The organism is Metaplanococcus flavidus (genome assembly GCF_042675885.1).
Taxonomy (GTDB): domain Bacteria; phylum Bacillota; class Bacilli; order Bacillales_A; family Planococcaceae; genus Planococcus; species Planococcus flavidus.
In genome coordinates this window covers 40,840-53,152 of sequence record NZ_JBHTKI010000018.1, presented here as the reverse complement: position 1 = coordinate 53,152, position 12,313 = coordinate 40,840, and the positions used below count along the sequence as shown (strand labels likewise).

Here is a 12,313-nt window from a genome sequence, read left to right as displayed (position 1 = left end):
AACGATGAACTTGTAAGTAATTTAAGGCTGAAAATTGGTAGTTTTTTTAAGATAGAGCATGAAAATGAACCCTGTGTTTACCAGCAGTGGAATGTAACTTAATTAGTATTAAGTTACATTCAAATAAAGAGAAATTTCTGAAATCAAATGGTTCTTGACTTGTCCTCTGTAATAATATATCAACTCCTGAGGTTAACTTTTTATGTGTTGCACTTTAAGCTGACTCCAAATCAATTCCCAATTTTTCTTTGTCACGCGATCCTCGTAAACTTCTATCCGCTTTTCATTTGCTGCAAAAAAGGGAGTTGGCTTAACTTCTAAATTAATCACGTCTTGAATTCCATGAGGAGCCGAAAGAATCAAGTTGTAATGGCTGTCCATTTTAATGCCTAACGCTGTTGCAGTCTCTGGAAACTTAGCTATTGCATCAACAGAGGAAGTGTAAGCTTCTACGCTGTTTCTTATATGCATTCTTGCTTGGTTCTTTACTGACCAGGGGATGTTCGGAATAAGAGCTTCCAGTCTGCCTTCCATTTTCTTCTCTTCTTCTTCACAAATATTGATGTCATCATAATAAATGACATCAATATCCGGAAGATTGGTCCTCTCCTCAAATCCATGTAACGTATCCCAAACTTTTGAGCGTACAAATCCTGCACATATCCACCAATCAGGAAGGTCCAATGATTTTACAGCATTTAATAGCTCCATCATCCATTCATCTTTTTGTATCAGGAGTATAATATCAAATTTACTTTTTAGCATCGTAATAGCCCCTTAGCTTTATCGTGATTTAATTTCTAATGACAAGATTCTTCAAGAGTTGAATGTAACTTAATTGCTAATAAGTTACATTCATTTTAAGAATTAATTAATATTTAACAAAGGTAGTTACACCATGCTCGGTAATGAAATTTCGATGGCTCAGTTCCTCTACCCACTTCTTCGGGTTCAACTGATAAAATCCAGATGAATCCCGGTATGTATAAGTTCCTGTATTCACCTCGATTGGTTCCGGATTTGATTGCATCTTTTCCTTGTATCTGAGGAATGCATGCTGATTTGGCACATGATAAACCTCCAGTACATCTCCGATCTCCATATACTCTTCAATGTACTTTAGAAATAGCCGATTCCCTATCCCCTCCGCTTCGTAAATATATGGCAGAGAAAAAACGCCCTGAATTTCCTGCAGCCAACTGTCAACTGCTTCATGTACAGTAAAAAACATAAAATCTTCTTCTGTCGCAAATACTGTGCGCTGATTATATTCTTGAATCTCTGTTGGAATTTTGAATGGTTTTGAGGATGCTAGGAACGTAATTTCCGTCATTTTTCAACTCCCTTTGCTTAGAAGTTTTATAAGGTATTCAGTATTTTGAATGTAACTTAATTCACAATAAGTTACATTTACATTCTTTAGGTGTTTTAGATTATTTTACAAAGCCCATTTCGCTTAATGGCCAAAAAACATAATTAGTATTGCCGGCTATCTCTTCTATAGGCACTAGTCCAATAATTCGACTATCGGTGCTATTTTTACGATTATCTCCTAAAACAAAAACATGCCCTTCTGGTATTACTTCTATTTCCAGCAATTCTTCCAGTGTGAAATCGTTCGTAAATGTAATACTACCAATACTTTGCTGATTTTTAACATCTGATAAGAAAGGCTCCTGTTGAATTTTACCATTTATATACAGCTGATCATTCTCATAGGCAATATGATCGCCCGGCAGCCCAATTACACGTTTTATGTAATCCGTATCTTCAGTAGCATGAAAAACAACAATGTCATATCGGTCTGGTTCTCCCATGATATAGCCAATTTTGTTTACAATCATCCGATCGCCATTCTCAAGTGTTGGCATCATCGATTCGCCATCTACTACAATTGGTGCAAACAAAAAGAAACGAATTATTCCAGCCACCGCGAAAGCAATGAAGATTGCTTTTCCCCATTCCCAAAGTTCATTTTTCTCTTTTTTCGAATGTTCCATTATTCAAACCCCTCCTAAAATATATTTGCCCTGAATTTAACTTAACTGCACATATGTTACATTCAGTTTTTCTTATAAAAGTGCAAAAGCTCTTATCGTCGATACGTATATCGTCAATAAGAGCTTTTGCGTTAGTACTGCCTCAAGACGATTGTTTTCGACTTTTTTTCTGAATCAAGTTAATTAAATAAACTACCAGTAAAATAACTGCAGTGATCACTAAAGAATAGCCTACTGTTTTAAAAAAGTATTCGGAACTCGTCAATAATGCTGGTGAACTATTTCCAACTACATCTGTTGTCATTACTGTGCGCTCGCCCAACCAATAAGCGAGAACAAATACAATTAAAAATGAGAAACCAGCAACTTTCCAAAACTTGTTGTTCATTGTACTCCTCCTAAACAAAAAATCCGTATATACCAAATTATACCATGAATCTGAATGTAACTTAATTGCTAATAAGTTACATTCAAACAGAAGAAGAAAAATATAATGAATTAAAAAACGCTCAACCGAGATACGATTGAGCGTTTTTTCTTTTACTATTTCTCATATTCTCGTTTCATCTTTCCAAAGACACACCAGAGTTTTTCAAAAACGAACTCTCATTTACTCTTTAATTGTTTCTGAAAGAATATCCAACTCTTTCTTATTTGAGGAATTATCGGTATTTATTTTTCTTTTAATTCCCCAAGCAATTATAGAGTTTATGAACAGTAGTAAAGAAGCTAAAATAAATATCAATTGAACGTTGAGTAAATCGACCAAGATGCCTGCGCCTAGGACGGCAAAGGCGAATACGAAATAGTAGACCATACTTTGCGCCGTATAGACTTTGGCCAATTGCTTCTCCTTGATACGTTCCTGAATCATCGTGGTCTGGATGATGTCATCCATTTGCTCTGGAAAACCAAGAAGGAAAACCAAACCAAGTGCAAGAAGGGGGACGGTATTAAAACCAAAGCATAATGAGATGACAGCAACGGATAAACTTGCATAAAACAGGAAGTCCTTCAATCTTCCATTCATTCTATCTGCAAATTTATAAATGATGAAACCGCCAAGCAGTGAACCCAGGATCCTAGCAGTGTTAATATAACCCCACCACTCCTGGCTTACATTCAATACTTCATCGACAAACACATAAAGCACTGCCGCTACCCATACGGTGTAAGAAATCCCTTTCACTACATCCATCCATAAGAACTTCTTCAATAATGGGTTGGAAAGGATCAGGACCCAGCCTTCCGTCAAAGAATCTTTTAGTGTGAACAAGTGTTCTTTCGCACTTTCCTCCTTCTCCTCATTGACCACATTTACTCTGATCATCGCTACCAGCATCAATGACATCAGATAAAGGGCCATGGTAATTATTAGTGAATATTCATATCCCATTACTGTCACTAAAATTGCTCCAAGGGACCAGGTCAGCAGGTCGCTGGTTTGAAAAGACACGGAAGTAGCGCTGTTTGCTTTCAGCAGATACTTTTCTTTGACCAGTGATGGGATCAATGCAAATGTCACCGGTTGCTGGATTCCATCCGCAATAGAAATGCCCGCAACCAGAAGGAGAATCCACCATAATTCGATGTGGTTACTGAACAATAAAATAGTCAGCACCAAAAACAAACCTATCTTGATCAGCTGTGTCGAAAACAATAATCCCTTGAGTTTGAAGCGGTCCAGTATTATGGGAGACAGCATTCCGCAGCTGAATTTGCAAATGGTAATAATGAACGGCAAAAGACTCAAAAGGAAAACGGATTGGTAAAGCTCATAAATAACGGTGATTAACGCAACAATATACAAGACATCTCCAATATTGGCTGCGGCTTGACTTAAAAATAACCGCCAAAAATTACGATCCATAACAGTTCGATAGCCACCTTTTCATTTTTATGAAACAGGGGCCATGCGTTTTATCCCAACGCTTTCTTTTTATATTTCATAACAACAATGATGTAAACGCAAAGGTGCCAAATCTAATTCTTACTGAAATATGGACAGATAGACATTGGGGGATGACCCCTGATGTCTCAGAATCGTTCATCTCAAACACGGAACCGATTATATAAGTCAATTTTATTATTTCTTAAACCAGTGGATTATGAAATTGAGCTGTTACCCTGAAACTTCCCTTTTAAAAAAGAATCAACGCAAAAGCAAAGTTGGAACTGCGACAGCTCCTCCCCTGACCCGGAAAAGCTTTAACAAGTTTATCTCTTCTCGTTCCTTGCAGAATCATGGAAGTAATCGTTATTTTGCTGAACCCTCCTATAAATAGAAGTCATCAACTTAACTTTGATTCAATTTTTTGAAGTCTCTTATTTTTAGTTAATATCACACCGCGTTTTACCTCAGTTCTTTAAAATTTCCGATAAAGTACCCCTTACGGAGCTTCTTTATCGGTTAATTACTTTTAGTTAACATCACAAATTTTATGTATTATATTATTTTCGATTTTGAGTTGAACGAATTAATTATTTATTATGATAATAGCATGATTTAAGCTACCATGCTCATTGCTTTTGAACATTTAGTTTTTCATTTACTCCAATGAAGAACTACAGTGAATTATTCCTTACCACACACTAAACACCTGCGATCACTGTCATTCTCACCATAAATCCTAAGTTCCTTTTCTCGTCCACAAACCTGGCAGCTTTCGAAATAGATCTGCGGTAAAATTCCCGCAGTTGCTAACGGAACCCATTCATTTTCATATAATTTTTTTGTCATCCCATAATCAATCAGGATTAGATTCCCATCTTGATTCAAACCATAGTTCCCGCTATCCAAAAGATCGAAGCCATCGTATTTTTTATCTATTTCTTCGATTACCTCTTTCAGTTCATTCGTCGAACGGTTATCTGTTTCAAATTCGATATTATACGTTTCCCCATTCTTTAGAGGTAATGGCTCATGGAAGGGCTGAATTGACAGCTTTTCGTCTGCATATAGTACAGGTGCTAAGTATTGAGTCATGCCTTTTAGATTCAAATCACTGTATATTTCTTGTTCTTTTATACTTTGCAAGTGCCCTATTTTATGCAAATGATTTTTCACGACTAAATTTTTGTATCTGTAAACTTTTCTCGTAGATCCTATGCCAATGAAGTTTTGACTGGTCGTTATTTCTAACACCTTATGCAGTACTTCTTTTATTTGATCCATCTAAACCATTTCCTCCTTAGCGTTAACTCGAGAATTATTTAAGGCTCCTTAAACCCAAAGAGACCGATTAAAGTTGCGAAGATATAAAAGCCTAAAACAAAAACATTCAAAAATACTAAATATAATCTCACTTGTCCTTTCACTCCGATCACGCCAAAAATGATTCCGGCCACTCCAAGAATGAGAGGTAAAAGTAAATGGACATTCAAAATAGCATCCATCACATTGAAACCATTTGGGGAATCAGGAAGTATCAAAGGTAAAATAATGAAAACAAAGCAAAGGGATGAAAGGATGGAAAACACTTTTTTCAGCATGATATCTCTCCTTCTCCTATTCGATAATTCTCTCGATAAATAAGAACATTCTGATTTCAATAAGTTTAACATAATTTCCCTTTGCTTTATTCTAAAAGTTAAAATCGAGATTTCTTTTAACCGTTCGAAGAGATCATTCTTGTAATAAAAGGGAAAGATGAATTGCTGTCCACAGCTTCATCTCTCCCTTTCTACTTTTGCAGCTTCCTATAACCTTATGATATGTAAGCTGATTATCATCCGTATCGATTTTGTTGTCATATATATACGCAATATTTTTTATGTTCTCCTATTTCTTATAAAACTATTTACCTCGTCTTCCTTCTAAGATCCTACTAAAATCAGCAATCTAAATAGTAAAATACATAATCAAAAATTTTAAAGCAATAAATCACACAAAGTATTCGAACGATCAAAAGCGGCTGGTACCATTTTTATATTTAACTCAAGGAAAGTAAAAACTAAAGAGCGGGCATTCTTTTATAGGCAATAATAAATAAATTTTTAATTTGCTCTTAAAATATTAAAGTTTGTGAACTATTATGTATAACGCCTTGAGGTAATCAACTTTCCACATAATAAAAATTACTAAAATAATTGCAAAGGAGATTAAAAAATGCAAAGAAAAGCAGCACAACAAGAATTAGAAGTGGTTTTAAATGAAATCGCTCAAAAAATGATATCTAAGGAATGGATGACTCTAAAGGAAGGAGCGGAGTATGCCGGAGTTTCATATAATTCTTTTAAAAGATTCCAATTAATGGGGCTAAAAATTGCTGAAGTCGGTGGTATTAAGCGCGTTTCTAAAAAAGAGATTGATAAATTTTTAAAAGAAAATAGCTACTAAATATAAATCTAAGGAGTTTTCAAATGACTAAAATAACAGAGTATACAAAAAAAGGTAAAAAATATTATTATTTTAAAGTTTACCTTGGAAAAAACCCTATTACAGGAAAAGAAATCAGTACTACCAGACGTGACTTTAAAACTAAAGGGGAAGCTAATACAGCTTTAATGAGGTTAAAATTAGCTGCATCTGAAGGTGAATATTTTCAGCAAACTCCTATTACTTTTAAAGATGTCTATACAATGTGGCTTGTTGATTATAAAAATGGAATAGAAGATAGCACATTAAAGAAAACGGAGTCTATATTCAAAAATCACATATTGCCCAAATTAGCAGATAAAAAAATCGCTAAAATTACACCTGCTATTTGTAAGACCATCATAAATGAATGGATGAATGTTAAACATACAAGAATTATTAAGAATTACGCTTCAAGGGTTATAGATTTTGCCATTACTAATAACTATTTAAAAACCAATCCTTTTAATACGGTACCTGTCCCTCGCCGAATTGAAAAAACAGATCAATATGCAAATGAAGACTCGCAAGACATAGAATTCTATTCTAAAGAAGAACTTACCATCTTTTTAAATACACTCAACAAGGAAACTAATTTGAAAGTGAAAACTTTTTATCGGTTGCTGGTTTATTCAGGTATGCGAAAAGGAGAAGCATTTGCACTTACTTGGGGTGATATTGATTTTACTAAAAGTGAAATTAACGTTACAAAAGCTCTTTCTCAAGGAAAGAGAAAACCTCTTTATATAAAAAGTACAAAAAATGGCGTAAGAAGAACTCTTACCATTGATATAGATACAATGGAAATTTTACAAGAATGGAAGAAGGTACAATCTGAAGATTATGAAGCACTTGGTTTTAATACTTCTTCCAAGAACCAACTGGTATTTAGCAATCTTAAAAACAGTTTTATGCAGCCTTCGTACACTTTTAAATGGATGAAAAAAATATGCTCAAGAAGTAATTTACGTTACTTAAATACACATGGATTAAGACATACTCACTGCTCGCTTTTATTTGAAGCTGGAGCTGAAGCAAAAGAAGTACAAGTACGTTTAGGGCATAAGGATATAAAAACTACCCTCAACGTATACACACATCTTTCTGAAAAAAGTAAGATTGACACAATAAAAAAATTCGAGGACTTTCTGAAAAAAGAGTAAGAGAAAAATCGCAAATCGTTTATCTAACGATTTGCGATTTTTTATATCAAGCAAATTTTAGAAATCACTAAATTATATCCCATTTATAATTTGTGTACCTTGCACATGAAGGATAAAATATAATTGTAGTTATTGATACTACACCCTCCCAATCTTATCTCCGTAAGCATTCAGGAGGAATAGAATGAGTAAGCAAACAACGATTAAAAGCTATAAACTCAAGAGCAACGCAACACGGTATATGTTCCATCTTTATATTGGTGTTGATCCGTTAACCGGTAAAGAGCTAAGTACTACACGGCGAGGCTTTAAAACACAAAAAGAAGCAAAGGACGAAATGGCTAAGTTAAAAGGAGAAATTAGGAATGGCTCTTATAAGAAGCAGGCAACTGAAACTTATCAGGATGTATATGACATTTACATTGAGCATTATGAAAATACTGTTCAAGACAGTACATTCTTAAAAACAGTTCGCATATTTAAGAATCATATCTTGCCGACTATGGGTCAATACAAGATCGACAAAATTGATGTAGCAATTTGTCAAAAACATGTTAATCAATGGGCTAAAAAATTAAAACGTTTTACAATGATTAAAGCCTATGCAGCTAAAGTTTTGACCTTCGCTATGAAACGTGGTTTTATCGACAGAAATCCTTTTGATTTAGTCGAAATCCCTGTCGTAAAAAAACAAATATCGATTGATGAAGAGGAGAATGAAAACTTCTATAACCGGGAACAGTTGGTAGAATTGCTTGATTGCTTTAAAAAGGAAAACAATTTAAAACGGTATGCATTCTTTCATCTGCTTGCTTATTCAGGGATGCGTAAAGGCGAAGCTTTTGCCCTTATGTGGAAAGATATCAATTTCACCAGTAGTGAAATACGAATTAATAAAGCAATCGCTCGTGGAGAGCAGGGTCTTTATTTAGGTCCAACAAAAAATGGACTACCTCGCACGATTAAACTGGATAAAACTACGATGCAGCTATTGAAAGAGTGGAAACATGAATTGGCTAAAGAATACCTGAAGCATGGCTACAATACATTAAAGCCCAATCAATTTATTTTTCCTAATTCAGAAAATCAAATACATGAACCTAATAAAACCTTTCCGTGGCTGATACGTATATTAAAAAAATACAAATTGAACCCAGTAACAACTCATGGTTTACGTCACACGCACTGTTCTCTTCTTTTTGAAGCAGGTGCCACGATTAAAGAAGTTCAATACCGTTTAGGCCATAAAGATGTTAAAACAACTTTAGATGTTTATGCACATGTCACAAAAAAAGCGAGGGCTGAAACAATTGATAAATTCGAAAAATATTTAACCATTTTACCATTGAGCGACGAGGTTACTGACGAGGTTTTTGACTAGGTTGACTAGGTTTTTGACTAGGTTTATTTGATATTCTATGAAACTCCATGACATCAAAAAACGCCAAAACCCTTGTTATATCAAGGATTTTGACGTTCTATGAAACTCCATGAAATTAATCTATGGAGACGGCGGGAGTCGAACCCGCGTCCAGAAACTCCGCTACTTGAGCATCTACGCGTGTAGCTTACTTATTAGGGTTTCATGCACCGTTCTGCCAATAAGCGGGCGTCCCGGGCACTAACTTGAAAATCTCTTACAGACAGTTCAAGTGGCGCTGTCTGCCGTATCCCACTAAAGTTGAGCTCTACATAGCCACATGGGCGATGGATACATAGAGCAGATCCGAGCTTACGCTGCGAATGCTAGGTTTTGGTTTGTTTTGCCAGTTGTTATAGATACGTTGATGACGGAGACGATCCTCCGACGCGCAACTCAAGCCCAGATCATCCCTGTCGAATCCGTAACGTCCCCTCATTATAAGAAGACACGAGAAGAGTATGACTCTAACGTGCTTGTGTTATAAAACCATTATAAGACAAAGAAGGTCAGACTTCAAGTCTAACGGTTGCGTTCTTTCATCGCACGGTCAATTTCCCGTTTGGCATCTTTTCTCTTCAAGTCTTCTCGCTTATCATAGTTCTTCTTCCCTTTACCGACACCGATCAGCACTTTGGCGAAACCATCCTTCAAATACATCTTCAACGGAACAATCGTCACCCCTTGTTCTTTGGAATGGGATTCGAGTTCGATGATCTGCTTTTTATGCAGCAGCAACTTACGGGAACGGGTCGGATCGTGATTAAAAATGTTTCCCTGTTCGTAAGGACTGATATGCATATTGGAAATCCACGCTTCACCGTTTCGGATACGGACGAAGGCATCTTTCAATTGCACTTTGCCGTTCCGTGCAGATTTAATTTCTGTTCCATGGAGCACAATGCCTGCTTCCATCGTTTCTTCAATAAAATAATCAAAACCGGCTTTTTTGTTCTGGGCAATCACTTTGCCTGATCCTTTTGCCATCTAGTCCACCTCAAATTAGTTGAAAGGAGCGGCCGGAGCCGCTCCCTGCTCATTACTTTTTGCGCTTGTTTTTCTTAGCCGCGCCTTCATAGAATTTCTTCTTCGGATTCTTCCCTTTGCGGGTCGGTCCGCCGTCGTCTTTCTTCTTGCCGTCACGCCCGACTTTGCCGCTGCCTTCTTTTTTCGAAGCGCGGATGACTTTCGGTGCGTCTTTGCGGGTACGTCGCACATTTTGTGTCATACCTACAATTTCAAAATCAATTGCAGATTCCTCTGGCTTAACGCCGATGACTTTAATTTCCACTTCGTCACCGATGCGGAACTGGCGGTTGCTGCGTTCGCCGATCATCATCATCTGGCGGTCATCAAAACGGTAGAAATCATCGGTCATGTTGGAAACATGGACCAGTCCTTCAATCGTATTCGGCAATTCAACGAACAACCCGAAATTGGTGACTGAAGAAATAATCCCCGTAAATTCCTCACCGATCTTATCAGCCATAAATTGCGTTTTCTTCAATGCATCCGTATCGCGCTCCGCTTCAACTGCACGTCTTTCGCGTTCAGATGTATGGGTTGCAATATCATCCATATTGGCGTCCCAGTGTCGCAACGTCGCTTCTGAAAGATCTTTCTCAATCAGATACGTGCGAATCAGCCGGTGGATAATCAAATCCGGATAACGGCGGATCGGTGATGTGAAGTGTGTATAGAATTCTGTCGAAAGACCGAAATGTCCCAGGCTTTCAGCAGAATATTTGGCCTGCTGCATCGAACGTAACATCATTGTCGAAACCACCGGCTCTTCCGGTTTACCAGCGACCGATTCCACAATTTCCTGTAAAGCACGTGGATGCACCTGGTTTCCGGTACCTTTTACCACGATACCAAAATTCGTGACGAATTCAAAGAATCGCTGCAGCTTTTCTGGTTTCGGATCTTCGTGTATGCGGTAAAGTGCAGGAACTTCCATACGATGGAAATGTTCTGCGACTGTTTCATTTGCTGCCAGCATGAATTCCTCGATCAATCGTTCAGAAACTGTACGTTCCCGGACGACCACGTCTGTCGGATTCCCATCTTCATCAACCAGGACTTTCGATTCCTTGAAGTCAAAGTCAATGGCGCCGCGACGCATGCGTTTATTGCGCAGCATATCTGCAAGGTTCTTCATCAATTCAAACATTGGAACTAGTTCACGGTATTGTTCTTTCAGCTCCTGATTATCCTGTTCCAGAATTTCATAGACGTCTGTATACGTCATTCTGGCAGATGTCCGGATAACACTCTGGAAAATCTCATGCGAGATGACATCTCCCTGGTCATTGAAAATCATTTCACAGGAAAGCGTCAACCGATCGACCTGTGGATTCAATGAACAAATCCCATTCGACAAGCGATGAGGGATCATCGGGATAACACGGTCCGTCAAATAAACGCTTGTTGCACGGTCATATGCTTCCCGGTCCATTTCCGATCCTACTGTAACATAGTGGCTTACGTCCGCAATATGGACGCCGAGTTTATAGGTGCCATCATCCAACTTAACCACCTGTACAGCATCATCCAAATCTTTGGCATCTGCTCCGTCAATGGTAACAATTTTTTCGTTGCGGAGATCCCTTCTATTATCAAGATCTTTCGGTTCGATTTCTTCAGGTACCGCATTTGCTTCATCCAGCACGGTCTGTGGAAATTCAATTTCAATGCCATGCTTATGGATGATAGACAGAATATCTACACCCGGATCGTTTTTATGACCCAAAATTTGTTTAACCATCCCCGTTGCCGACTTGCGTCCTTCCGGCCAGCCGGTAATTTCCACTACCACTTTATGGCCGTCAATTGCGCCGAGTGTATCATCTTTGGCAATAAAGAGATCCATATTCATTTTCTTATCATCAGAAACGACGAAACCAAATCCTTTATTGTCCTGGAAAGTTCCGACAACCTGTGTCGTGCCGCGTTCCAAAATCCGGATGATGGCACCTTCACGGCGATCACCACCCGATGATTCTGCTATTCTTACCATTACTTTATCTCCGTTGATCGCTCCGTTGACTTCTGTCGGCGGAATGAAAATATCATCATGTCCCGGTTCTTCATATGCCACAAACCCGAAACCGCGCGGATGGCCGATGAATTTTCCGCTCATGAGGTTCATTCTTTCAGGTACCCCGTAGCGATTGGCGCGGGAACGTACCAATAATCCTTTTTCTTCCAATTTCACTAACGTCTTTACCAATTCTTTGAATTCATCAGCATCCTCAAAACCGAATTGTTCTTCGATTTCCTGGACTGTCAATGGCTTATATGCATCTTCGCGCATAAAAGCCAGTAAGCGCTGATCCAACGATATCTCATTATTTCCCATGTCAATTCCTCC

General features: G+C 37.7%; 12 protein-coding genes and 1 other RNA gene. 3 read left to right on the top strand and 10 right to left on the bottom strand.

What is annotated here, in order from left to right; translation table 11 throughout:
- Positions 1-192: 192 nt before the first annotated feature.
- The 7 genes from ACFQ1X_RS11925 to ACFQ1X_RS11895 form a co-directional block, all read right to left on the bottom strand.
- A complete protein-coding gene (locus ACFQ1X_RS11925; protein ID WP_144841661.1) occupies positions 193-765 on the bottom strand; it encodes a nucleotidyltransferase family protein in 573 nt (190 codons plus the stop codon).
- A 106-nt stretch (positions 766-871) separates the two neighbouring features.
- Entirely contained in the window at positions 872-1,333 is a 462-nt protein-coding gene (locus ACFQ1X_RS11920; RefSeq protein WP_144841660.1) for a hypothetical protein, read from the bottom strand.
- A 100-nt stretch (positions 1,334-1,433) separates the two neighbouring features.
- Complete coding sequence (gene lepB / locus ACFQ1X_RS11915; protein ID WP_144841659.1) at positions 1,434-2,000, bottom strand: signal peptidase I; 567 nt, start codon at positions 1,998-2,000, stop codon at positions 1,434-1,436.
- Between the two features lie 142 nt (positions 2,001-2,142).
- Positions 2,143-2,388 (bottom strand): hypothetical protein, encoded by a 246-nt coding sequence (locus tag ACFQ1X_RS11910; RefSeq protein ID WP_144841658.1) that lies wholly within the window; start codon positions 2,386-2,388, stop codon positions 2,143-2,145.
- 222 nt (positions 2,389-2,610) lie between these two features.
- Positions 2,611-3,870 (bottom strand): MFS transporter, encoded by a 1,260-nt coding sequence (locus ACFQ1X_RS11905; RefSeq protein WP_144841657.1) that lies wholly within the window; start codon positions 3,868-3,870, stop codon positions 2,611-2,613.
- A 705-nt stretch (positions 3,871-4,575) separates the two neighbouring features.
- The gene (locus ACFQ1X_RS11900) at positions 4,576-5,175 is read right to left on the bottom strand and encodes a protein kinase (RefSeq protein ID WP_379082692.1); all 600 of its coding nucleotides are present in this window, start codon (positions 5,173-5,175) and stop codon (positions 4,576-4,578) included.
- Positions 5,176-5,213: 38 nt separating this feature from the next.
- Positions 5,214-5,492, bottom strand: coding sequence for a hypothetical protein (locus ACFQ1X_RS11895; protein WP_144841655.1), 279 nt, complete (start codon positions 5,490-5,492; stop codon positions 5,214-5,216).
- Positions 5,493-6,108: 616 nt separating this feature from the next.
- Here ACFQ1X_RS11895 and ACFQ1X_RS11890 point away from each other — a divergent pair.
- The 3 genes from ACFQ1X_RS11890 (at position 6,109) to ACFQ1X_RS11880 (ending at position 8,901) form a co-directional block, all read left to right on the top strand.
- On the top strand, positions 6,109-6,339 hold the full coding sequence (locus ACFQ1X_RS11890) for a helix-turn-helix domain-containing protein (protein ID WP_144841682.1): 231 nt from the start codon (positions 6,109-6,111) through the stop codon (positions 6,337-6,339).
- A gap of 23 nt (positions 6,340-6,362) precedes the next feature.
- A complete protein-coding gene (locus ACFQ1X_RS11885; protein ID WP_144841683.1) occupies positions 6,363-7,520 on the top strand; it encodes a tyrosine-type recombinase/integrase in 1,158 nt (385 codons plus the stop codon).
- Positions 7,521-7,704: 184 nt separating this feature from the next.
- On the top strand, positions 7,705-8,901 hold the full coding sequence (locus ACFQ1X_RS11880) for a tyrosine-type recombinase/integrase (RefSeq protein WP_144841684.1): 1,197 nt from the start codon (positions 7,705-7,707) through the stop codon (positions 8,899-8,901).
- A 120-nt stretch (positions 8,902-9,021) separates the two neighbouring features.
- Here ACFQ1X_RS11880 and ssrA read toward each other — a convergent pair.
- From ssrA to rnr, 3 genes are all read right to left on the bottom strand, one after another.
- Positions 9,022-9,375: a transfer-messenger RNA gene (gene ssrA, locus ACFQ1X_RS11875) on the bottom strand.
- An 87-nt stretch (positions 9,376-9,462) separates the two neighbouring features.
- Positions 9,463-9,927: an SsrA-binding protein SmpB gene (gene smpB / locus ACFQ1X_RS11870; protein ID WP_144841424.1), complete on the bottom strand. Its 465-nt coding sequence runs from the start codon at positions 9,925-9,927 to the stop codon at positions 9,463-9,465.
- Positions 9,928-9,979: 52 nt separating this feature from the next.
- A complete protein-coding gene (gene rnr / locus ACFQ1X_RS11865; protein WP_144841421.1) occupies positions 9,980-12,301 on the bottom strand; it encodes a ribonuclease R in 2,322 nt (773 codons plus the stop codon).
- Between the last annotated feature and the right edge of the window lie 12 nt (positions 12,302-12,313).